This is a genomic window from Cupriavidus sp. MEYA8 (assembly GCF_059278825.1).
Map to the genome: position 1 here is coordinate 614,280 of NZ_CM181222.1, position 21,533 is coordinate 635,812.

At 69.4% G+C, this 21,533-nt stretch carries 19 protein-coding genes; 1 reads left to right on the top strand and 18 read right to left on the bottom strand.

Annotated features, from left to right (window positions below; genetic code table 11):
- Positions 1 to 6 precede the first annotated feature (6 nt).
- Positions 7 to 1,737 (top strand): ShlB/FhaC/HecB family hemolysin secretion/activation protein, encoded by a 1,731-nt coding sequence (locus AC5WJ1_RS19885; RefSeq protein ID WP_135703627.1) that lies wholly within the window; start codon positions 7 to 9, stop codon positions 1,735 to 1,737.
- 78 nt (positions 1,738 to 1,815) lie between these two features.
- On the opposite strand, the gene AC5WJ1_RS19890 is transcribed toward AC5WJ1_RS19885, so the two are convergent.
- The 18 genes from AC5WJ1_RS19890 to AC5WJ1_RS19975 form a co-directional block, all read right to left on the bottom strand.
- Positions 1,816 to 2,607: an SDR family oxidoreductase gene (locus AC5WJ1_RS19890; protein ID WP_135703626.1), complete on the bottom strand. Its 792-nt coding sequence runs from the start codon at positions 2,605 to 2,607 to the stop codon at positions 1,816 to 1,818.
- 2 nt (positions 2,608 to 2,609) lie between these two features.
- Positions 2,610 to 3,695: a 3-ketosteroid-9-alpha-monooxygenase, oxygenase component gene (locus AC5WJ1_RS19895; RefSeq protein WP_133094861.1), complete on the bottom strand. Its 1,086-nt coding sequence runs from the start codon at positions 3,693 to 3,695 to the stop codon at positions 2,610 to 2,612.
- A gap of 71 nt (positions 3,696 to 3,766) precedes the next feature.
- Positions 3,767 to 5,008: an NADH:flavin oxidoreductase gene (locus AC5WJ1_RS19900; protein ID WP_135703625.1), complete on the bottom strand. Its 1,242-nt coding sequence runs from the start codon at positions 5,006 to 5,008 to the stop codon at positions 3,767 to 3,769.
- 29 nt (positions 5,009 to 5,037) lie between these two features.
- Positions 5,038 to 7,482, bottom strand: a complete 2,445-nt coding sequence (locus tag AC5WJ1_RS19905) for an efflux RND transporter permease subunit (protein WP_135703624.1) — start codon at positions 7,480 to 7,482, stop codon at positions 5,038 to 5,040.
- A 42-nt stretch (positions 7,483 to 7,524) separates the two neighbouring features.
- Entirely contained in the window at positions 7,525 to 8,496 is a 972-nt protein-coding gene (locus AC5WJ1_RS19910) for a WD40/YVTN/BNR-like repeat-containing protein (RefSeq protein WP_135703623.1), read from the bottom strand.
- Between the two features lie 84 nt (positions 8,497 to 8,580).
- Complete coding sequence (locus tag AC5WJ1_RS19915; RefSeq protein WP_135703622.1) at positions 8,581 to 9,783, bottom strand: acetyl-CoA C-acyltransferase; 1,203 nt, start codon at positions 9,781 to 9,783, stop codon at positions 8,581 to 8,583.
- Between the two features lie 14 nt (positions 9,784 to 9,797).
- On the bottom strand, positions 9,798 to 10,253 hold the full coding sequence (locus tag AC5WJ1_RS19920; RefSeq protein WP_135703621.1) for a MaoC family dehydratase: 456 nt from the start codon (positions 10,251 to 10,253) through the stop codon (positions 9,798 to 9,800).
- Positions 10,254 to 10,418: 165 nt separating this feature from the next.
- On the bottom strand, positions 10,419 to 11,222 hold the full coding sequence (locus AC5WJ1_RS19925) for an SDR family oxidoreductase (protein WP_135703620.1): 804 nt from the start codon (positions 11,220 to 11,222) through the stop codon (positions 10,419 to 10,421).
- The gene (locus AC5WJ1_RS19930; RefSeq protein ID WP_135703619.1) at positions 11,219 to 12,421 is read right to left on the bottom strand and encodes an acyl-CoA dehydrogenase family protein; all 1,203 of its coding nucleotides are present in this window, start codon (positions 12,419 to 12,421) and stop codon (positions 11,219 to 11,221) included. Before AC5WJ1_RS19930 ends, AC5WJ1_RS19925 begins: the two co-directional genes overlap by 4 nt.
- On the bottom strand, positions 12,418 to 13,578 hold the full coding sequence (locus tag AC5WJ1_RS19935; protein WP_135703618.1) for an acyl-CoA dehydrogenase family protein: 1,161 nt from the start codon (positions 13,576 to 13,578) through the stop codon (positions 12,418 to 12,420). The genes AC5WJ1_RS19930 and AC5WJ1_RS19935 overlap by 4 nt, the downstream gene beginning before the upstream one ends.
- A gap of 11 nt (positions 13,579 to 13,589) precedes the next feature.
- The gene (locus AC5WJ1_RS19940) at positions 13,590 to 14,465 is read right to left on the bottom strand and encodes an SDR family oxidoreductase (protein WP_135703617.1); all 876 of its coding nucleotides are present in this window, start codon (positions 14,463 to 14,465) and stop codon (positions 13,590 to 13,592) included.
- 10 nt (positions 14,466 to 14,475) lie between these two features.
- Positions 14,476 to 15,627, bottom strand: coding sequence for an acetyl-CoA C-acetyltransferase (locus tag AC5WJ1_RS19945; RefSeq protein ID WP_494476968.1), 1,152 nt, complete (start codon positions 15,625 to 15,627; stop codon positions 14,476 to 14,478).
- 29 nt (positions 15,628 to 15,656) lie between these two features.
- Positions 15,657 to 16,736 (bottom strand): acyl-CoA dehydrogenase family protein, encoded by a 1,080-nt coding sequence (locus AC5WJ1_RS19950; protein ID WP_135703616.1) that lies wholly within the window; start codon positions 16,734 to 16,736, stop codon positions 15,657 to 15,659.
- A gap of 20 nt (positions 16,737 to 16,756) precedes the next feature.
- Positions 16,757 to 17,932: an acyl-CoA dehydrogenase family protein gene (locus AC5WJ1_RS19955; protein ID WP_135703615.1), complete on the bottom strand. Its 1,176-nt coding sequence runs from the start codon at positions 17,930 to 17,932 to the stop codon at positions 16,757 to 16,759.
- Positions 17,922 to 18,713, bottom strand: coding sequence for an enoyl-CoA hydratase family protein (locus AC5WJ1_RS19960; RefSeq protein ID WP_135703614.1), 792 nt, complete (start codon positions 18,711 to 18,713; stop codon positions 17,922 to 17,924). The genes AC5WJ1_RS19955 and AC5WJ1_RS19960 overlap by 11 nt, the downstream gene beginning before the upstream one ends.
- Positions 18,714 to 18,732: 19 nt before the next feature.
- A complete protein-coding gene (locus AC5WJ1_RS19965) occupies positions 18,733 to 19,815 on the bottom strand; it encodes an NAD(P)H-dependent flavin oxidoreductase (RefSeq protein WP_135704008.1) in 1,083 nt (360 codons plus the stop codon).
- Positions 19,816 to 19,823: 8 nt separating this feature from the next.
- On the bottom strand, positions 19,824 to 20,714 hold the full coding sequence (locus tag AC5WJ1_RS19970) for an enoyl-CoA hydratase (protein WP_135703613.1): 891 nt from the start codon (positions 20,712 to 20,714) through the stop codon (positions 19,824 to 19,826).
- Positions 20,715 to 20,721: 7 nt separating this feature from the next.
- Positions 20,722 to 21,522 carry a CoA-transferase subunit beta gene (locus AC5WJ1_RS19975; RefSeq protein ID WP_135703612.1) on the bottom strand — a complete coding sequence of 267 codons (801 nt, stop codon included), beginning with the start codon at positions 21,520 to 21,522 and terminating at the stop codon, positions 20,722 to 20,724.
- Positions 21,523 to 21,533: the final 11 nt, after the last annotated feature.

Here is a 21,533-nt window from a genome sequence, read left to right on the forward strand (position 1 = left end):
TAATTCATGCTTCCCAAGACCAAGAACGCGCGTCACAAGGCGCGCGCTACCTCTCCATTTGTCCCGTTCCTCCTGTCGTTCCCCTCGCTGGCGGTTGCCCAGGCATTGCCGTTCTTCCCGGCCGTCACTCCGAACGACGCCATCGAGCGCCGCCAGGAACAACAGCAGGGGGCCGCGCGTGAACGCGCCCTGGCCCGTCCCGACGTATTGACGCCCGCGCCCGAGACACCCACCGTAACCGGGCAGCTGATCCTGCCCACCGAGGCGCCGTGCTTCCCGATTCTGACCGCGGAATGGGAAGGCGCCGAAGACTTCGAATGGCTGCGCGCCGAGGCCGGCATCCTGCCCGGCCAATGCGTCGGCGGCAAGGGATTGGAGACTATTCAGCAATACTTCGCCGCACGCCTCGTCGCCCTGGGCTATGTGACCACGCGCGTGCTGATCCCCGAACAAAACCTCGCCAGCGGCACGTTGCGCCTGCGCGTGGTGGCCGGGCGCATCACCGGCGTCAAGGCCGACGGCACGCCCGGCTGGTGGCGCACGGCCCTGCCGACTGGTCCCGGCGGACTGGTCAACCAGCGCGACCTCGACCAGGGCATGGAGAACATGCGCCGCCTGCAGGGCCAGGCCGATGCCGGCATCGACCTCGTGCCCGGTGACAATCCAGGCGACACCGATCTGGTCGTCAAGCCCGGCACGGGCAAGCGCTGGCATGCGCTGGTGACAGGCGACAACGGCGGCCTGGAGTCCACCGGCAAGTACCAGATGGGCGGCACGCTGACCGTAGATTCGCCGCTGTTCCTGTATGACAGCCTGACGATCTCGGGCAACACCAATGCCGACGTCGGCAACGGCGCCGCCGGCACGCGCTCGTCGGCCATCAACTACAGCATTCCGTTTGGCTACTGGAACGCATTCGTCGATGCCAACCAGTCGAAATACCACCAGACCGTAGCGGGCTTCGAGGGCGATATCGTCTACGGCGGGCGCAGCACGCAGATCGAGGCGGGCCTGGGCTATGTGCCATTCCGCAATGCCTCGGGCAAGACCAGCCTGTACGGCAAGGTTTTCCGCAAGACAGCGAGCAGCACGCTGGACGGCATCGACCTCGCCGTGCAGCACCGCGACTTCGTCGGCCTGGAGTTCGGCGCAGCACACCGCCAGTTCTTCGGCGCCAATGTGTTCGACATTGGCGCGGCGTGGCGCAGATCGCTGCCGGCGCACTCGAAGGCGCCGGGCTTCGTCCTCGGCGATCCGTCCTGGGCTGGCAAATCGGAGATCGTGCTGGCGAATGCCGGTCTGATGGTGCCGCTCCAGGTGGCTGGCCAGCACCTGCGTTACCAGACCAATGTCCGCATGCAGTACGCGCGCACACGCATCCTGCCATCCGACTATTACACCATCGGCAACCGCTATTCGGTGCGCGGCTTCGATGAGCAACTCACCCTGGCGGCCGAAAACGGCATCACTTGGCGCAACGACCTCGCCTGGCAACTCGGCAACGCCCGTCAGGAGGCGTTCGTCGGCTTTGACGCCGGTCACGTAGGCGGTCCCTCCGCGCAGTTCCTGGTGGGCCAGACACTGATCGGCGCGGTGATCGGGGCGCGCGGGCGCTGGGCCATGTGCCACGATGCGGCGCTGACTTACGAAGTGACGCTTGGCTGGCCCGTCAAGAAGCCGGAACTGTTCCGCACCAAATCGCACAACGTCGCCGCCCAGGTCGGGCTCGAGTTCTGATCCCCCTATGCCACGGCAAGGCTTTCCGGCCGTGTCGCGAGGGCAAACCAGGCGGCATTGGCACATGCCGCCACCGCTTCAGAACGTCAGCGGACGCTGCGCGGCATCGACGCCGCCGTCGATGAACACCACGTTGCCATGCATATAGCCTGCCTGCGGCCCGCAAAGGAAAGTAATCAGACCAGCCACCTCCTCAGGCTGCGCACGGCGACCCAGCGGTGGCAGGAAATCGCGTATGGCATCGCCGTAGCGCGGATCCTTCAACCCCGCCTGCAGCAGCGGTGTTTCCACCGCACCCGGCGCCACCACGTTGAGGCGAACACCCGCCTGCCCCCAGGCTCCGGCACGTTGCCGCGCAGCTGCCGTCACCGCATGCTTGGAGCTGGCATAGGCGATATAGCCAGCCTGGTCCCGCGTCGCTTCCGCCGCCGCGGCAGCTTCGAGCAAGGCACGCACGCCGGCCTCATCGACGGCGAGGTAGGCATCGCGCAAAGGGCTGCCCTCCCAGCACTGCAGCGTGGCGGAACTGGAAGACACCACCACGGCGCACGGATCCCGCCCGTGGCGCAGCGCATCGAACAAGCCATCCAGCAACGCCACCACGCCGAAGTAGTTGACCGACGCCACCAGTGTTGCAGGATCGACATGCGGGCCCAGGCCGGCGCAGCAGATCAACTGGTCGATGCGGCCGTCCGAATGCGACAGCACAGCATCGATCGCCGCAGCGCGGCCTGGCCCGGTGGAAAGATCGGCAAGAATGTCCGCGTCGCGCAGGTCGACGCCGATGACCCGGCAACCGTCGGCCAGCATGCGCGCCCGCACGGCCGCGCCCATGCCGGACGCGGCACCGGTAATGACTGCGGTTTTCATGGTCAGTCCTCGAACACGTGCCGCAGGGCCGGCGGCACGATATTGCCCGGGTTCAGCTCGATCACGCGGCGCGCCACGCTGGACGGCCGCACCTGCTCGATGTCGGTGTAGAACTGCTGGTACCAGTCACGCATCTGGTAGATCGGCCCGTCGCCTTCGCACAGCAGCGGGTTGTCGATGCGGATCTTGCTGTCCCAGATGGCCACGTCCTCATAGAAGGCCTGGCGCGCCTGCTCGACGTAGGCTTGCGCCATGGCGCGGTTCTGCTCGTCGCTCAGCCCCGGAATCTTCTTCACCAGCACGCCGTAGCGCAGCACGAAGCTGTTCAGGTCGATCGGCACATGGCAGTTGAGCAGGACGGAGTGGATCTCCTGGTCGCCCATGCGGCCGCTCATGTCGGTGATGTGGTACGCCGGACCGAAGTAAGTCGACAACGCCGTCAGCTGCGCATCGCCCGACAGCCGGGCACTGCGCCCGATCATCAGCTGTGTGGCCTTGTGGTCTTCGAACAGATTGGCGAAATAGTCGACCGGCGACCCGTGTACGGTGCCGAAATGCGCCATGTCGGAGATATTGTCTACCAGCTCCCGGCAGTTGGTGCGGATCACCATCTCGTCCATGGCCCATTCCGACCACTCCGGCGAGAAGCAGGCCTCGATGCGCGGAATCGCCACCTCCGGCGGCGCCGGACGGCCCTCTGGATCGTGCCAGATGAACAGCAGCCGGTTCTGCTCGCAGGTCTGCCACGCGCCGACGCGCGCCTTGGGCGGCACGCGTTTGCAATAAGGGATCGACTTGCAGCCGCCGTCGCCGCCCCACTGCCAGCCGTGGAACGGGCATACCAGGTTGTCGCCCTGCACTGTGCCGGTGCTGAGGTCCGCGCCCATGTGCGGGCAGAAGCCGTCGATCACGCGGATGGCGCCGGTAGAGTCGGCGAACGCCGCCAGGCGCCTGCCAAAGATATCGAGTGTGTGCGGCTTGCCGTCGCGATAGGCGTCGGCCAGGCCGAGGCAGTGCCAGCCGCGCGCGTAGCGGGCCTCGGGCGGGCGTGATTCGATCTTGTAGCCGCTGATGCCGGTTTGGCTCATGGTGTCTCCTTGAAATCCCGTGGGAACTTCAAGATAAGAGCCTCCGGCCGCTGCCTCATCGTCCCATCGGACTACTGCAGTGCGACCAGGCGCGTCAGCGCCGGATCGTTGCCCGGGCCATGCACGCAGCTGACGCCGGCGGGATCGTAGATCCTGGCCACGCAGCCATTGCAGCTGTCGCAGGCCGAGCGCCGCACCGCGCCGCTGCGCCAGTTGGCGACCAGCGCGGGATCGTGGATCAGCGCGCGTGCCAGCGCGATGCAGTCGAATCTTTCCGCCATCAGCTGCGCCACGTTGTCGAGCGACTTGACGCCGCCGACATAAGCCAGCGGCATGTGCACCGCCTGCCGCACCACGCGCGACGCCTCGATGAAATACAGCTCGCGGAACGCCAGGTCGCGCGGCGTGCTGCGCTCCAGCATGGTGATGCCGAAGCGCGCCAGCGCGGTCGGGGCCGCGGCCTTCATCTGCGCCGTAGGCATCGGGCTGCCGAACAGCACCCACGGGCTTTCCACGTTGCGGCCGCCGCTGAGCGTCAGCAGGTCGGCCCCTTCCGCCTCCAGCATGCGCGCGGTCACGGCGGAGTCCGCGGGCTGGTTGCCGCCCGGCACGCCGTCGCTGACGCTGAGCTTGCAGCAGACGGCCAGTCCGTTGCCGACGGCATCCTTGACCTGCCGCAGCACCGCGGCCGGGAAGCGGGTGCGGTTCTCCACGCTGCCGCCGAACGCGTCGCGCCGCCGGTTGCTCAGCGGCGACAGGAACTGGTTGAGCAGGTAGCCGTGGCCCATATGGATCTCGACCGCGTCGAAGCCGGCTTCGCGCGCCAGCCTGGCCGCCGCGGCAAACTGGCCGGCCACGCGCGCCATGTCCGCCTCGCGCATGGCGCGCTGGAAATACACGCCGTGCATCATGCCGAAGGCATTGAGACCGGATGAGGCGCTGCCCGGCGCGCGGCTGCCGCCGTGGCGCATGGTGGTGAACGACCCTGCATGCGTGATCTGCAGGCAGGCCGCCGCGCCTTCGCGATGCACTGCGTCGGTCAGTACGCGCAGGTATGGCACCTGCTCCGGGCGCATGCTGAGCTGGTGCGCGAAGGTCAGTCCGTCGTCGGCCACGGCGGCGTAGGCCACCGTGGTCATGCCCACGCCGCCGGCGGCGAGATCGCGGTGGTGCCCGACCAGCGCCTGCGTCGGCAAGCCGTGCGGCGTCATGCCTTCATTGGCGCCCGCCTTGATGAAGCGGTTGCGCAGCGTGAGCGGACCGATGCGCAGCGGCGTGAAAGCCGTTGCTGCGGATGCCTGGGTGTCGTGCATGCTGTCTCTCCGCTTTTTATCCGCGACGTTCAAGCCGCATCGGACTTGAGGGCACGCGCGGGCGGCGTCGTGTCTCCGCCTGCCGCAATATCTGCCGCAACGCCTGCCTTCACGCGGGCGCGCTCCTCCTGCTCGACACCCAGCCACGCGGCCAGCGCCGGCAGCAGCGACACCGCGCCGAACAGGTTCACCAGGAACATGAAGGCCAGCAGGATCCCCATGTCGGCCTGGAACTTGAGCGCGGCAAAGGCCCATGTGCCGACCCCGATGCACATCGTCAGCGCCGTGAACAGCGCCGCCGAGCCGCGCTGGCGCATCGCCTCGGCGAATGCCTGCGGCAACGCCTGCCCTTCCTCGCGGATCTGGTGCTGGATGCGCTCGTACAGGTAGATGCCATAGTCCACGCCAACGCCAACACCCAGCGTGATGACCGGCAGCGTCGATACCTTCAGGCCGATGCCGAGGCGCGCCATCAGCGCATTGCACAGCACCGACACCAGCGTCAGCGGCACGATGATGCACAGCACCGCGCGCCACGAGCGGAACGTCAGCAGGCACAGCAGCGTGATCGCGCCGAAGATCGCCAGCAGCATTGCCACCTCGGCCTCTTCCACGGCCTCGTTGGTGGCGGCCATCACGCCGATATTGCCGCCTGCCAGCCGGAACGCGACATTGGGAGTCTTGTCGGCGGCGGTAAAGCGGCGGATCTCACGGACGATATGGGCAATGGTGGCGCCCTCGTGGTTGGCGGTGTAGATCAGCACCTGGATCGCCTGGCAGTTGGACGTGTTCATGCCGTTGTCCGGGTCGTAGGCCTTGGCGCCCTGCCCCAGGCCCTCGCTGCTGCGCGGCAGCGCCTCCCAGCGCGGGTTGCCCTCGTTGTAGGCGCCGATCACCACCTTGGCCAGCGACGACACGCTCACCACCGACTGCACGCCGGACACGCCGCGCATATGCATTTCGAAGCGTTCCACCGCGCTCATCACCGGGTAGTGCAGGCAGCCGTCGTCGAAGCCGGTCGGCTCCACCACCACGGTGAGCGCATCCGAGCCGATGTTGTACTGGCTGACGATGCTGGCGCTGTCGCGGTTGTAGCGCGAATCCGCGCGCAGCTCGGGCGCGCCGCTGCCGACATCGCCGATCTTCAGGCCGCGCGACTCGATCGCGCCCGCCGCCAGCAGGGCGAGCGCGGCGACGAAAACGCCGAGTGCCGGAGCCGGACGGGCCAACGCGCCGAACTTGTGCCACAGCCCGCCGCCACCCTGCGCGCGCCGCGCCTGCGACCGTGCCAGCGCCGACGGCTCCAGCCGCGTGTACGACAGCAGGATCGGCAGGAACACCTTGTTGGTCACGATCATCAGCAGCACGCCCAGGCAGGCGGTGATGCCAAGCTCGCGCACGATATCGATCTCGATGCGCATGATGACCATGAAGCCCAGCGCATTGGTCAGCAGCGCCACCGTGCCGGGAATGAACAGCTTGCGGAAGGCCGCGCTGGCGCTCTCCCGCGGGCTGTGCCCCTGCACCACCTCCTGCTTCCAGGCATTGGTCATCTGCACCGCGTGCGAAACCCCGATCGAGAAGATCAGGAACGGCACCAGGATCGACATCGGGTCGATGCCATAGCCCAGCAGCGGCAGCAGCCCCAGCAGCCAGCCCACCGGCAGCAGCGCTACCACCAGCGCCAGCACGGTGATGCGCAGCGAGCGCGTGTACAGCCACAGCAGCAGCGCCGTGACGGCAAAGGCCAGCGCGAAGAAGCCCATCACGCCGGCGATGCCCTCCTCGACATCGCCCACCAGCTTGGCAAAACCGACGACATTGACTTCGACGTCCTGGCCGCTGAATTGCGCGCGGATCTTCTCCAGCTGGCGCGCGACGGAGCCGTAGTCGATGGTCTTGCCGGTGGCCGGATCGGTCTCGCGCAACTCCGCGCGGATCAGCGCGGACCTGAGGTCATTGCTGACCAGCCGGCCGATCTGCCCGGAGCGCGCCACGTTGCGCCGCACCTTGTCGAGCTCGTCCGGCGCGCCGGAGAAACGGCCCGGCACCACCACGTCGCCGCGGAAGCCGGCCTCCGTCACCTCGGTGTAGCGCACGTTGGGCGTGAACAGCGAGAACACGCGCGAGCGGTCCACGCCCGGGATGAAGAACACTTCATCGGTGGCGTGGCGCAGCTTGTCCATGAAGGCGGCGTTGTAGATGTCGCCGTCGCCCTTCCAGCGCAGGCTTACCAGCACCGTATTGGCACCGGAGAAGGTGCTCGCGTACTTGGTGAACACCTGCATGTAGGGGTGCTGCAGCGGGATCATCTTGTTGAAGCCGGGATCGAGCCGCAGGCGCGTGGCCGAGAAGCCCAGCGCCACGGTCACGGCCAGGCACAGCAACAGCAGCAGGCGGCGCCGGTGCATCAGCACGCTGGCGCAGGCATCGACGAAGCGGCCCAGGCGGCCGGAGGATTGGGGGCGGGTCATGATCGTTCTCGCGTTCGGTCAGGCGGGGGTTCAACCGGGGGTTCAGCGATTTGCGGCGAGCGTCGCGCCGGCCAGGCCGCTGCTGCCGCCCAGCGCCAACTTGTCCGTGCCGGCAGGCACCAGCGCGGCCAGCGTCTGCGGGCTGCCGGCCGGCAACGGCGCGAAGTGGCGTCCGCCATCCGCGGACATCACCAGCGTGCCGCCCTGCCCGGCCAGCACGATGCGGCCATCGGGCAATTCGGCGCCGCCGAAGAACGAGGTCCGCAAGCCGGTTTCCGCGGCCTGCCAGGTGGTGCCGAAGTCGTCGCTGCGCAGCGCATTGCCGCGCATGCCGAAGGCCAGCCAGGCGCCGTCGCGCAGCGGCAGCACGCCGTACAGCGAGCCTTCATAGGGGGTCTTGACTGGCTCCCAGCGGCTGCCGCCATCGGTGGAGCGCAGCACCAGCCCGGCTTCGCCGACCAGCATCAGGCGTCCGTTCCCGTCGCCGGCGATGGCGTTGAGATGGCGGTCCTGCATGGCTGAGTTGGCATTGCGGGCGGCCTCTTCCCAATGCCTGCCCTGGTCGCGCGAGACCAGGAACCGCCCGAAGCTGCCCACGGCGAACCACGGCCCGTTGCGTTGCGCCAGGGCACCCAGCAAGGGGTCGGACGATTTCGCGTCGAAGGCGACCTGCTGCCAGTGCGTGCCGCCATCTTCCGTGCGCAGGATCAGGCCGCTGTGGCCGACGGCGATGCCATGGCGGCTGTCGGCAAAGGCCACCTGCGTCAGCGTGGCGCCCTGGGGCTTGTCCACGGCGGCCACGCGCCAGTCGCCGCCCCGGTCATCGCTGAACAGGATCTTGCCGCGCTCGCCCACGGCCACCAGGCGCTCGCCGGCGCGGGCGATGCCGTTGATCTGCAGGCCGTCGGCGCGCAGTGCGGTGGCCGGGAACGGCGGCAGCGGGCGCGGCGCGAAGGCCCAGACCGCGGTGGCCAGCACCGCCAGCGATATGGCGAGGCCGATCAGTCGTTTCATGATGTGTCCTCCGTGTGGAGCGGTGGCAGGTGGCCTCGTGGCGGGCCGTCCGTGCCGGGGCTGCTTCCATAAGCTGAATGTTTGCTACAGGACGTCGAACAGCGCCGCAGCACCCATCCCGCCACCAATGCACATCGTCACCACCGCCTGCTGCACGCCGCGGCGACGCCCTTCGACCAGCGCATGCGCAGTCATGCGCGCGCCCGACATGCCGAACGGATGCCCAACCGAGATCGCGCCGCCATTCACGTTCAGCCGCGCATCCGGGATACCCAGCTCCCGCTGGCAGTACAGCACCTGGCAGGCAAAGGCCTCGTTCAGCTCCCACAGGCCCACATCCGCCACCGTCATGCCATGGCGCGCGAGCAGCTTCGGCACGGCAAACACCGGACCGATGCCCATCTCGTCCGGCGCACAGCCCGCCACCGCCATGCCGCGATAGCGGCCCAGCGGGCGCAGGCCGCGGCGGCGCGCCTCGTCCGCGCTCATCAGCAGCACCGCGGCGGCGCCGTCAGACAGTTGCGAGGCATTGCCGGCGGTGATGTGCTCGCCCTCGGCCACCGCCTGCCCGCCGCTCCAGACCGGCTTGAGCGCAGCCAGGCTTGCAGCCGTGGTATCGGGCCGGTTGCATTCGTCCTGCGCCAGCGTTACGGTCTCGTGCCCGGCCAGTGCGCCGGCCTTGTCGAACAGCGCGCGGCGCGTTGCCAGCGGCACGATCTCGTCGTCGAAGGCGCCGCGCCGCTGCGCCTCGGCGGTGCGCTGCTGGCTGCGCCAGGCGTAGGCATCCTGCTCGGCGCGACTGATGCCGTAGCGGCGCGCCACCACCTCGGCGGTCTCGATCATCGCCATGTAGGCGGCCGGCTGGCGCGCCACCACCGCTTCGGACTGGGCGCGGTAGCCGTTCTTATGCTTGTTCTGCGTCAGCGAGATCGACTCCGCGCCGCCGGCGACGATGATGCCGGCCTCGCCGCACTGGATCGCACGGGCGCCCGCGGCGATCGTCATCAGGCCCGAGCCGCACATGCGGTCCATGGTCATGCCGGGCACGCTGTCCGGCATGCCGGCCGCGACCGCGCACAGGCGGCCCAGGTTGTAGCCCTGCGTGCCCTGCTGCGCGGCCGCGCCGATCAGCACGTCGTCCACCTCGGCCGGGTCCACGCCGGCGCGCTCGACCACCGCGCGCACCACGTGGCCGCCCAGCACCGGGGCTTCGGTATCGTTGAAGGCGCCACGGAACGCCTTGCCGATGGGGGTGCGCGCGACGGCGACAATGACTGCTTCATTCATGCTGGATTCCTGTTTCAGAAGTAGTAGCGGCTGATCGTCTCGGCCACGCAGGCGGGCTTGGCTTCGCCTTCAATCTCCACCGTCATGCGCACCACCGACTGCACGCCGCCCTGCAACGGCTCGGCTCGTATCAACTCACCCACGCCGCGCACGCGGGCGCCCACCCTCACCGGGGCCGGGAAGCGCACCTTGTCGCAGCCGTAGTTGACGCCGAACTTCATGCCTTCGACGGTGACCAGCTCGGGCAGGAACTGGTTGACCAGCGCTAGCGTCAGGTAGCCGTGGGCGATGCAGGCGCCGTAGGGACCTTGCGCGGCGCGTTCGGGGTCGACGTGGAGCCACTGGTGGTCGCCGGTGGCGTGGGCGAACTGGGTGACCTGGTCCTGGGTGATGCGCGTCCAGGCGCTTTCGCCGAGGGGTTGGCCGACAGCGGCGTGGATGTCTTCGGCTGAACGGAAGATTCTTGGCATTGCTGTTTCCTGTGTTTCTTCACCATGGCGGCCTGACTTGCCGACGAGTCCATCACTCCCGTCTGGTTTGCTCCCCTCTCCCGCGCGCTGGAGAGGGGAGCGCCTGCGAGGGGTGGTGGCTAGCCCCAACGCTTTCGCATACCGCCGGCACCAACTTTCAGCCTTTCAGGCCCGCTGGCTGCTCACCGGCAACACTTCCCCCGTCATGTACGACGCATAGTCACTAGCCAGAAACACCATCACATTGGCCACCTCCCACACCTCCGCCGCACGCCCGAACGCCTCGCGTTCGCTGAGTTGCCGCAGCAGGTCCGCCGGCGCCGACTTCTTCAGGAAGTCGTGCAGCGCGATGCTCGGCGCCACGGCATTGATGCGCACACCAAATTCCGCGGCCTCCATCGCGCTGCAGCGCGTCAGCGCCATCACCCCGGCCTTGGCCGCGGCATAGTGCGACTGCTCCTTCTGCGCGCGCCAGCCGAGCACCGACGCGTTGTTGACGATGGCGCCGCGCCGGCGCGCCTGCATATGCGGCAGCATCGCGCGCGTCATGCGGAAGGTGCCGGTGAGGGAAATATCGATCACGCGCGACCACTCGGCATCGTCCATATCAACTAGGCGGCGCGAGCCGCCCAGGCCGGCGTTGTTGATCAGCACGTCGGTACCGCCGAGCGCTTCCTCGGCAGCGGCCACGAGTGCGCGTGCCTGCGCTTCGTCGGACACATCGCACAGCTGGCCGTGAATGGCTTGCAGGCCGGTTTCCGCGCGCAGGCTTTCGACCGCCTCGTCCAGCCGCTTCGGATGGATATCGGAAATCATTAGCGCGCGGCAGCCCTCCTCCGCACAGCGGCGCGCGGCGGCAAAGCCGATGCCGGCGCCGGCCGCGGCGGTAATCAGAACGCTCTTGCCGGCGAGCAGTTGGTGGCCGGGCACATAGGCCGGCACTGCGGGAGCTTCGGTGTTCAGGGTCATGACTGTCCTCGGGCCTCGCGCGGCATGCCCAGCCCGCGTTCGGCGATGATGTTGAGCTGGATTTCGTTGGTGCCGGCGTAGATGGTGTCGGCGCGCGAGAACAGCGCCATCTGCTGCAGCCGGGTGCGGCGCGTGTCACCGGGGTCGAGCACGTTGGCGAGCGGGCCCAGCACGTCCAGCGCGAGCTGGCCAAGGTCGCGGTGCCAGTTGGACCAGTAGTACTTGTAGATCAGCGCCTCCCGCTGCAAGGCAGTGCCGCCGTCCTGCCCGGCCTGCGCCGCACCGGCCAGCATGCGCAGCGCATTGGCGCGCATCACGCGCAGGCCGGCCCAGGCGCGCGCGATGCGCTGGCGCACCAGCGCGTCGCGGCTGCTGCCGTTGTCGCGCGCGGCCTGCGCCACCCATTCCAGCTCATGCGTGAACTGCATCTGCTGGCCGAGCGTGGAGATGCCGCGCTCGAAGCCGAGCAGCGCCATGGCGATGCGCCAGCCGTCGCCGGGCTCGCCCAGCACGTCGGCGGCCGCGGCGCGCGCGCCGTCGAAAAAAACCTCATTGAATTCCGCGCCGCCGCCCATCTGGCGGATCGGGCGGATCTCGATGCCGGGCTGGCCCAGCGGCAGCATCAGGAACACCAGCCCCTTGCTACCGCGCGAGCCGGGCTCGCAGCGCGCCAGCACGAAGATCCAGTCCGAGTCGTGCGCGAGCGAGGTCCACACCTTCTGGCCGCTGACCAGCCAGTCGCCGCTGGCGGCATCGCGGACCGCGCGCGTGCGCACATTGGCCAGGTCCGAGCCCGCGCCGGGCTCTGAATAGCCCTGGCACCAGAATGTGGTGCCGTTGCGGATGCCGGGCAGCAGGCGCGCCTTCTGGTCCGCGGTGCCGAAGGCGATCAGGGTCGGGCCAATCAGCCCTTCGCCGATATGACCCATGCGGCCCGGGCCGCCGGCGCGCGCGTATTCCTCGTGGAAGATCACCTGCTGCATCACCGGCAGCTCGCGCCCGCCATGCGCGCGCGGCCAGCCCAGCCCGGTCCAGCCGCCCTCGGCCAGGCGCCGTTCCCACGCCTTGCGCAGTTCGGGGAAGGCCTCTTCGTCGCCGGGGCCGCCGCGGTGCTTCAGGCAGGCGAACTCGCCGGCCAGGTTGGCGACCATCCACTGCGCCACCTCGGCGCGGAATGCCTGCTCTTCATGCGCGCTCATGCTGTCCTCCAGGCTTGCGGGCCATGGTCTGCGAGATATGCGAGCGCTGCCCGGGCGCCGCCCAGCCAGTGGCCGGCAGCCTGTGCGCGCTTGAAATAGAGCTGGGGGTCATATTCCCAGGTAAAGCCAACGCCGCCATGCAGCTGGATGGCCTCCTGCGCACAGAAGCGCAGGGCATCGTCGGCCGCGACGGAAGCGGCGGCGATGTCGAGGCGGGCCTGGTCGGCAGGCTCCGATTCCCACGCCTGCGCCGCGCCATACACCGCCGAGCGCGCGGCCTCGACCAGCACCATCATCTGCGCGCAGCGGTGCTTGACCGCCTGGAACGAAGCGATGGCGCGGCCGAACTGGATGCGCTCCGACGCATAGGCGACGGTCAGGTCCAGGCACTGCTGGGCCGCGCCGAGCTGCTCCGCCGCCAGCATCAGCTTGCCGTGCCACCAGGCCCGGGCCAGGCCCTGCGCCGCGTCGTTCCCGCGTACCAGGCAGGCACCTGGCGCAACGGACAGGCCGTCCAGCTGCAGCGATGCCAGCGGCCGCGTGCGGTCGAGCGTGTCCAGCGGCGCCAGCACGAAACGCACATCCTGCGCCAGCGCAGCGGGTTCCAGCAGGAACAGCGCGGGCGAGCCGTCATCGAGCCGTGCCGGCACCAGCAACCAGTCGGCGCCAGCGGCATCGGCCACCTGGCCGGCGCTGCCGCGCAGCACGAAGCCGTCCGCGCCTGCCTGCGCGGTGATCGCGACACCGTCGTAGTGCCAGCCGCCATCGTCCGGCAGCACTGCCGCGGCGCGGCACTCGCCAGCAGCCAATCGTTCCAGCCACTGCGCGCTGTGGCCGACGCTGCCCTGCAGCCACGGCGCCGCCACGCACGCCGTCGACCAGAACGGCACGCAAGCCAGGCGCTGTCCCAGTTGCTCCTGCAGCAGCACCAGCCCGGGAGCGCCCAGGCCGGCGCCGCCCACCGCTTCGGGCAACGCGATGCCGCACCAGCCAAGCTCGCCCGCGATTGCGCGCCACAGCGCGTCATCGTGCGCCGGACCCGCCTCGGTCGCGCGCCGCACCGCCGCCGAATCGCTGTGCACGGCGAGGTAGTCGCGCGCGCTGTCGCGGACCATCTGGTGTTCGACGCCAAATTCCACGGAATGAGAGAAGTCCATGGCCGTCGCGCTCAGGTGCCGTAGACCGCCTGCGGCGGCTGCGCCTGCGCCAGCAGTCCGGCCACCGCCGCGCCCACTTCTGCCGGCTGCCAGCGCCCGCCCTTGTCGGCTTTCGGCCCGGTGCGCCAGCCATCGGCAAGCGACACCATGCCGCCGGCCGCCTCGAACATGCGGCCGTTGACCTGCGCCGAGTCCGCGCTGCCGAGCCACACCACCAGCGGCGCAACGTTGGCCGGATCGTAGTAGTCGAAGCCGCCTTCCGGCGCCTTCATCATGGCGGCGAACACCTGCTCGGTCATGCCGGTGCGCGCGGCCGGCGCCAGCGCGTTGGCGGTGATGCCATAGCGGCCCAGCTCGGCGGCCTGCACCAGCGTCAGCGCGGCAATGCCGGCCTTGGCGGCGGCGTAGTTGGACTGTCCGACCGAGCCCTGCAGGCCCGCGCCGGAGCTGGTGTTGATGATGCGCGCGTCGACGGCGCGGCCGGCCTTGGCCGCATCGCGCCACCGCCTGGCCAGCAGGTTGGCCAGGCAGAAGTGGCCGCGCAGGTGCACACGCATCACGTCGTCCCAGTCCGCCTCGGTCAGGCTGACGAACATGCGGTCGCGGCAGATGCCGGCGTTGTTGACCAGCACGTGCACCTCGCCGAAGGCCTCGACCGCGGCATCGACGATGCGCTGCGCGGTGGCCAGCTGCGTGATGTCGTCATCGCTGGCCAGCGCACTGCCGCCGGCTGCGCGGATCTCCGCGCAGACCGCCTCGGCCGCCTCGCGCCGGATGTCGTTGACGACCACATTAGCGCCCTCGGCGCCGAAGGCCAGTGCATAGGCGCGCCCCAGCCCGCCGCCGGCGCCGGTGATGATGACAGTGCGTCCGTCGCAGATTCCCATGGCGGTCTCCTTACAGCCGTTCGATGATGGTGACGTTGGCCAGCCCGCCGCCCTCGCACATGGTCTGCAGGCCGTAGCGGCCGCCGGTGCGTTCGAGTTCGTGCAGCAGCGTGGTCATCAGGCGCGCGCCGGTGGCGCCCAGCGGGTGGCCCAGCGCGATCGCGCCGCCGTTGGGGTTGGTGCGCTCGGGCGCGTAGCCGGTCTCGGCCAGCCAGGCCATCGCCACCGAGGCGAAGGCTTCGTTGATCTCGACCACGTCGATATCCGCCAGGCGCAAGCCGCTGCGCTCCAGCGCGCGCTTGGTCGCGGGGATCGGCGCCGTCAGCATCCACAGCGAGTCGTCGCCCATCACGCTCATATGCGCGATGCGCGCCCGCGGCTTGAGCTGGTAGCGCTTGAGCGCGTCTTCGGAAACGATCAGCAGCGCGGCGGCGGCGTCGGCGGTCTGGCTGGACACCGCGGCGGTCAGCGCACTGCCCGGCATCAGCGGCTCCAGCGCGGCCATCCTGGCCAGCGTGGTATCGGGGCGCGGCGTCTCGTCATGCTTCACGCCCTCGCACGGCACGATCTCGCGGGCAAAGCGGCCGCCCTCGATCGCGGCCGCGGCGCGCTGGTGGCTTTGCAGCGCATAGGCTTCCATCGCCTCGCGCGACAGCTTCCAGTGCTCGGCAATGCGCTGCGCGGCATGGAACTGCGACACCGGCGCATCGCCGAAGCGCGCCTGCCAGCCCTTGCTGCCCGAGAACGGATCGGCAAAGCCCAGCGCCTGCCCGGCCAGCATGGCCGACGAGATCGGGATCTGCGTCATGGTCTGCACGCCGCCCGCGATCACCACGTCCTGCGTGCCGCTCATCACCGCCTGCGCGGCAAAGTGCACGGCCTGCTGCGACGAGCCGCACTGGCGGTCAACGGTCACGCCCGGCACCGTCAGCGGCAGGCCGGCGGCCAGCCACGCGCTGCGCGCGATATTGCCGGCCAGCGGGCCGATGGTGTCGACACAGCCGAACACAACGTCGTCGTAGTCTTCCGCGGGAATGCCGTTGCGGCGCACCAGCTCGGCCAGCACGAAGCCGCCCAGGTCGGCGCCGTGCACGTGCGACAGTCCGCCCTTGCGGCGCCCGGTGGGCGTGCGCAGGGCATCAACGATATAGGCGTCTTTCATGGTCATGGTTCTCCTTGGGATCGGGCAATTCAGGCAAACGTGGCGCCGGCGCCGAGGGCATGCTCGCCGTCCAGGATGTGCGCGCCCAGGCGCGCCTTGTGGAAGGCGCGGTCGCCCCAGCTTCCCGCCAGGGCCCAGGCACGCTTGGTGAAGATCTGCAGGTCCAGCTCCCAGGTGTAGCCCATCGCGCCATGCACCTGGATGGCCTGGCGTGCCGCGGTCCATGCGCAGCGCGCGGCCGCGACGCGGGCATGCGAGACATGCATTCCTGCGTGCGGCAAGCCATGCGCCAGCGCCGCGGCGGCGCGCAGCAGCACCGGCTTGGCGAACTCGAGCTGGATCGCCACGTCGGCCAGCAGGTGCTTGACCGCCTGGTAGGCGCCGATGGCCTTGCCGAACTGCTTGCGCTGCGCGCTGTAGTCGATCGCCAGGTCCAGCATGCGCTGCGTCAGGCCCATCTGCTGCGCGGCCACGCCGAGCGCGCCGCGGTTCAGTGCCATGTCCCACAGGCCAGTGCCGGCGGGGATCAGCTCAGTGTCAGGGGCCGGCGTCCACGCCAGCTCGAACAGCCGGCGCGACGGATCGAGGCCGCTGCGCGCCGTCAGCGTGGCCTGGGCTGGCCGCAGCAGGTGGACCGTGCCTTCATGCGCGCACAGGATGGCGTCGGCGACATGGGCGTCGGCCACCAGCCGCTCCTGCGGATGCGCGACCGCCACGCGGGCATCGCCGCCGGCGATGCGCTCCAGCAGCGCGGCGCAGCGCTCGCGCGCCGCCGCGTGGGGCGCCGGGTGTGGCCCGAGCGCCAGTGCATCGCGCAGCAGGCCGGTTGCCACCAGCGCGGTGTCGAGCAGCGGCTCAGGCAGCGCGAAGTAGCCGCATGCCTGCGCCAGCGGCGCCCATTCCACCTCGCCCAGCCCCAGCCCGCCCTGCTCCTGCGGCACCATCAGCGCGGTCAGTCCCTGGTCGGCAAGCTGGCGCCACAGCGCGTCGGAGCGGCCGGTCCCGGTGCTCCACAGCTCGCGCGTCAGCTCGGGCGTCATCTCGGTCATCAGGAAGCGCCGGATCGCCTCGGCAAACTGTTCCTGCTCTTCGGTCAATGCGAAATCCATGGTGTTTCCCCCGGGTGCCGTCATGCGCGCGGCATGCCAAGCAGGCGCTCGGCGACGATGTTGCGCTGGATCTCGTTAGTGCCGGCATAGATCGGCCCGGCCTGCGAGAACAGGAAGCCATCCAGCCAGTGGCCGAGAGAACCCGGCGGCTGGCCCGCTGGCGCGACTTCTGCGGCCTGCCCCAGGATGGCCAGCGCGGTATCGTGCATATGGATGTCCAGCTCGGACCAGAACACCTTGTTCGTGCTCGATTCCGCGCCGATATGAGCATTCGGGCCGCCCCGCACCAGCCGGCTCGCGGTGGCGTAGGTCGAGAGCGTGTAGGCCTCCGCATCCATCCATGCGCGCAGCACCGCGTCGCGCAGCGAGGGGTCGCGGTCAGCCGCATCGCGGTTGGCCTGGTACAGCCTGACCAGCGCGCGGGCGGTCTCCTGGAAGCGGGCGGGCGAACGCAGCATCAGTCCGCGCTCGAAGCCGGCAGTGGCCATGGCCACCTGCCAGCCGGCGCCTTCCGCGGCCAGCCGGTTCTCCACCGGCACGCGCACGTCGTCGAAGAAGATCTCGGCAAAGCCGGTCTGGCCGTTGAGCTGGCGGATCGGGCGCACGGTGATGCCCGGCGTATCGAGCGGCACCAGCACGAAGGTCAGCCCGTGGTGGCGCGTCGAGGCCGGGTCGGTGCGGAACAGCCCGAACAGCCAGTCCGCCCAAACCGCCCGCGTCGACCAGATCTTCTGGCCGTTGATCACATAGTCATCGCCATCGCGGATCGCGCTGCAGCGGATCGCGGCCATGTCGGAGCCGGCGTTTGGCTCGGACCAGCCCTGCGCCCAGATATGCTCGCCGGAGGCCATGCGCGGCAGGAAGCGCGCCTTCTGCGCCGCGGTGCCGAACTCCATCAACGTCGGACCGAGCAGGAAGATGCCGTTCTGGTTGACGCGCATCGGCGCGCCGGCACGCCAGTACTCCTCCTCGAAGATCAGCCACTCGATCAGGTCGCAGCCGCGCCCGCCCAGTTCGGCCGGCCACGTGACCATGCTCCAGCGGCCCTGGTTGAGGGTGGCTTCCCAGGCGCGGTGCTGGGCAAAGCCTTCCCCGGTGTCGAAGCTGGCCAGCGGCGAACGCGGTACGTGCGCGGCCATCCAGTCGCGCACCTCGGCGCGGAAGGCGCGCTGGGCGTCGGTGTATTCAAGCTGCATCGCGCGCCCCTTGTGAAAAGCTGGCTTCGCGCCGTTCGACAAAAGCGGCGCGCGCCTCGCCGGAATCCGCACTCATATAGGCCTGCAGCGTGAAGCCCTGCTCCCAGCGGTACTTGTCCTCCAGGTTGCCGTCTTCGACGCCGTTGAGCGCTTCCTTGGCGAGCTGCAGCATGGCAGGGCTCTTGGCGGCGATCTGGCGGGCCAGGGTCATGCCCGCGTCGCGCAGCTCGACACGCGAAACCACGCGCTCGACCGCGCCGAGCCGGTACGCTTCGGCGGCATCGATCATCTCGCCGGTGAAGTACATCGCCCTGACCTTCTGCACGCCGAACATGCGCTGCAGGTGCGCGCCGCCGCCCATGGCGCCGCGGTCGATTTCGGGCACGCCAAAGCGCGCGCAATCCGACGCGACGATGATGTCGGCGGCGCCGCAGATGCCGATGCCGCCACCGAGCACAAAGCCGTGCACGGCCACGATGACCGGCTTGGGATTGCGGTGCACGGCGCGGAAGGTGGCGTAGTTGCCGGCATTGACCTCGACGATGCGCTCGGGGTGTGCGGACAGCTCCTTGATATCGACGCCCGCGCAGAAGCCGCGCCCTTCGCCGCGCAGTACGATCACGCGCACGGCGGGGTCCGCGCCCAGGCGATCAATGGCGGCCGCCAGCGCGTGCCAGCCGGCGTTGTCGAGCGCGTTGACGGGCGGATGGTCGATCACCAGTTCGGCGATGCCGTCGGCGGTGTCGATGCGGAACGGCCCGGTCTTGTGGTTCATTTGCATGGTCTCCTCTGTCTGTAGGTCAGGCCGCTGCAGCCAGTCCGGCTCCTGCCAGCGCCTCGAGCCGTGCCTGCGCCTGCGCGGCCATGCCGGAAACGATCTGCTCGCACGATTCGATCGCGCCGATTACCGCCGCTGCCTGCCCGCTGGGCAACACGCCTTCATCCGGACACCCTTCCACCATCGCGCGCTGGATCAGCACCGGCGCGTTGGCGGCCATCAGCGTCTGCGCGGCGCTGTAGTCCTGCTCGCGCATCGCGCGCCACGCAGTCGCCAGCATCTGTGCGCTGCGCATGCCGGTGCGCGCCTGCCATTTGCGCGCGGCCGACAGCGCCAGCCAGGTGCGCCGCCACGGGCCGGCTTTCTCCAGTTCCAGCAGCAGCGTGTTGTCGATCATCCGCTGCGGCAGCCCGTCAATGGCCAGCGACACGCGGATCCGGCCCGGGTCGCGCACCTTGACGTAGCGCTCCAGCGTCTGCGCCGGCACCGGCGATTCGGCCGACATCAGGAAGCGCGTGCCCATGGCCACGCCGGCCGCGCCATAGGCCAGCGCGGCGGCCAGCCCGCGGCCGTCGAAGAAGCCGCCCGCGGCCACCACCGGCACGCTGACGCTGTCCAGCACCTGCGGCAGCAGCAGCGTTGTCGGCGTGCCACCGGTATGGCCGCCACCCTCGCCGCCCTGCACGGTGACCACGTCCGCACCCATCTCCACGGCCTTGGCCGCATGCTTGCCGGCGCCGACCGTCGGCATGCAGACGATCCCCGCCGCCTTGAGCCGGCCGACCATCTTCGCGTCAGGGCCGCGCCCGTAGCTGACCGCGCGCAGCCGGTGGCGGATCGCCATTTCGATCACTTCGTCCGCGTTCGGCTGGAACATGTGGAAGTTGATGCCGAAGGGCCGGTCGCTGAGCGCCTTGACGCGCAGGATCTCCTGCTCGACCTCGCCGGGCGGAATGGTTGCGCCGGCCAGGAAGCCAAAGGCCCCGGCGTTGCCGCTGGCGGCGACCAGCTTCGCGTCCGCCACCCAGCCCATCGCGGTCTGGACGATGGGGTAGCGGCAGCCCAGCAGGTCGCAAAGCACTGTGTGCAGGCTCGCGTTGCTCATGCCGGTGCTCATGCCTTCTCCTCGCCGCCGCTGCGTTGCGACGCCGCCATGGCGCGCGCGTCATAGCCGCCGAGCTTGTCGCCGCTGACCAGCTCGTTGTGCGCATGCGCGAAGTGGTGCCAGGCAAAGACCGCATCCATCGCCGTACGCTTGCCCTGCAGGTCTTCCACATGGTTGACCGCCTGCTTGGTCAGCGTCAGGCCCAGCCGCGGCATCTGCGCGACCCTGGCGGCCATGCCGTAGACGGTGTCCTCCAGCGCATCCCGCGGCACCACGCGGTTGACCATGCCCATGCGCTCGGCGCGCTGCGCGCCCATGCGCTCGCCCAGGAACAGGAACTCCTTGGCGATGCGCGGGTGCAGCTCGTAGGCATGCGCGAAGTACTCCACGCCCGGGATGCCCATGCGCACCACCGGATCGGCAAAGAAGGCATCGTCCGAGGCCACGATCAGGTCGCACACCCAGGCCAGCATCAGGCCACCGGCAATGCAGGCGCCGTGCACCATCGCAATGGTCGGCTTGGGCAATTCGCGCCAGCGCCGGCACATGCCCAGGTAGACCTCCTGCTCGCGCGCATAGAGGAACTCGCCGCCGGGCTTGTTGACGTGGTCGTACCAGAGCGAGGCGCGCTCGAACGACTCGTTGATGTCGCGCCCCGGCGTGCCGATGTCGTGCCCCGCGGAGAAGTGCTTGCCGGCGCCGCGCAGCACGATGACCTTGACCGCGTCGTCGGCGGAAGCGCGCCGATAGGCCTCGTCCAGCGCATACGTCATCTTCGAGTTCTGGGCGTTGTGGAACTGCGGCCGGTTCAGGGTCACGGTGGCGATGCCGTCCGTAACCTGGTAGAGCACCTCGGCGTTCGGGCCCAGGCTGATGGGTTCGATGGCAGGCGATGTCATGTCAGTTTCACGCGCGTCCGGAAGGGTTGCCGCGCACGATCGTGGCGCGCAGGTTGTGCGGATCGAGCCGGGCCATCAGCCGCAGCTCTTCCGGCGTCGGTGGCGCCGTTTCCGGCAAGGCTTCGCCGGGGGCGTTTGCCAGCGCAAAGCCGGTCGCCGCCTGCACCTGCTCGAAGCTCACGCCCGGGTGCAGCGAGCGCACGCGGATGGCATGGGCAGGCCCGCCGAAATCCATCACGCACAGGTCGGTGACGATCACGCGCAGGTCGACGAAACTGCGCATGCCTTCGATCTGGCGCGCCGGGTTGTAGCCGGCGCTGCAGACCATGTCGACTTCGCCGCCGACAAACGCGCGCGTGCTGTGCCCCGGCACGAAGAAGGAGTTTGCGTGGTGGATGCTGTTGCCCGGGAAACCGCGCGCGCCGAGCAGCTGCGTCTTAGGCTGCGCATGGGTGCCGCCCAGGCAGGAAATATTGGCCTGCCCGAAGCGGTCGATCTGCGTCGGCATCACCAGCGCGTGGCGGCGCCCGCCCCACAGGCAGTCGAACACGCGCGAATAGCCCATCCAGCCGCTGGCGCGGACCTTGTAGCCGGCCTCGCGCGGACCCAGCGGCACCGGCGTCTCCACCAGGTAGGCCTCGCCGTCGGTCATCAGCAGCCCTGGGTTGTGCGCAAGCCGCGCCAGGCCGGCGGCGATGCGCGGGCCGGTGCCGATGCCGGTGGCCAGCACCTCGCCGTCGTCGCGCCAGGCGCGGGCGGCGGCGGCGATCATTAGCTCGGCGCGGGTGAATTCATAAGTGGCGCTCACGGTCGCTCCTT

What these genes read in the sequence shown, in the direction of transcription:
- AC5WJ1_RS19885 (WP_135703627.1), top strand. Translation starts at nt 7, where the DNA reads ATGCTTCCCAAGACCAAGAACGCGCGTCACAAGGCGCGCGCTACCTCT.
- AC5WJ1_RS19890 (WP_135703626.1), bottom strand. Translation starts at nt 2,607, where the DNA reads ATGAAAACCGCAGTCATTACCGGTGCCGCGTCCGGCATGGGCGCGGCC.
- AC5WJ1_RS19895 (WP_133094861.1), bottom strand. Translation starts at nt 3,695, where the DNA reads ATGAGCCAAACCGGCATCAGCGGCTACAAGATCGAATCACGCCCGCCC.
- AC5WJ1_RS19900 (WP_135703625.1), bottom strand. Translation starts at nt 5,008, where the DNA reads ATGCACGACACCCAGGCATCCGCAGCAACGGCTTTCACGCCGCTGCGC.
- AC5WJ1_RS19905 (WP_135703624.1), bottom strand. Translation starts at nt 7,482, where the DNA reads ATGACCCGCCCCCAATCCTCCGGCCGCCTGGGCCGCTTCGTCGATGCC.
- AC5WJ1_RS19910 (WP_135703623.1), bottom strand. Translation starts at nt 8,496, where the DNA reads ATGAAACGACTGATCGGCCTCGCCATATCGCTGGCGGTGCTGGCCACC.
- AC5WJ1_RS19915 (WP_135703622.1), bottom strand. Translation starts at nt 9,783, where the DNA reads ATGAATGAAGCAGTCATTGTCGCCGTCGCGCGCACCCCCATCGGCAAG.
- AC5WJ1_RS19920 (WP_135703621.1), bottom strand. Translation starts at nt 10,253, where the DNA reads ATGCCAAGAATCTTCCGTTCAGCCGAAGACATCCACGCCGCTGTCGGC.
- AC5WJ1_RS19925 (WP_135703620.1), bottom strand. Translation starts at nt 11,222, where the DNA reads ATGACCCTGAACACCGAAGCTCCCGCAGTGCCGGCCTATGTGCCCGGC.
- AC5WJ1_RS19930 (WP_135703619.1), bottom strand. Translation starts at nt 12,421, where the DNA reads ATGAGCGCGCATGAAGAGCAGGCATTCCGCGCCGAGGTGGCGCAGTGG.
- AC5WJ1_RS19935 (WP_135703618.1), bottom strand. Translation starts at nt 13,578, where the DNA reads ATGGACTTCTCTCATTCCGTGGAATTTGGCGTCGAACACCAGATGGTC.
- AC5WJ1_RS19940 (WP_135703617.1), bottom strand. Translation starts at nt 14,465, where the DNA reads ATGGGAATCTGCGACGGACGCACTGTCATCATCACCGGCGCCGGCGGC.
- AC5WJ1_RS19945 (WP_494476968.1), bottom strand. Translation starts at nt 15,627, where the DNA reads ATGAAAGACGCCTATATCGTTGATGCCCTGCGCACGCCCACCGGGCGC.
- AC5WJ1_RS19950 (WP_135703616.1), bottom strand. Translation starts at nt 16,736, where the DNA reads ATGGATTTCGCATTGACCGAAGAGCAGGAACAGTTTGCCGAGGCGATC.
- AC5WJ1_RS19955 (WP_135703615.1), bottom strand. Translation starts at nt 17,932, where the DNA reads ATGCAGCTTGAATACACCGACGCCCAGCGCGCCTTCCGCGCCGAGGTG.
- AC5WJ1_RS19960 (WP_135703614.1), bottom strand. Translation starts at nt 18,713, where the DNA reads ATGCAAATGAACCACAAGACCGGGCCGTTCCGCATCGACACCGCCGAC.
- AC5WJ1_RS19965 (WP_135704008.1), bottom strand. Translation starts at nt 19,815, where the DNA reads ATGAGCAACGCGAGCCTGCACACAGTGCTTTGCGACCTGCTGGGCTGC.
- AC5WJ1_RS19970 (WP_135703613.1), bottom strand. Translation starts at nt 20,714, where the DNA reads ATGACATCGCCTGCCATCGAACCCATCAGCCTGGGCCCGAACGCCGAG.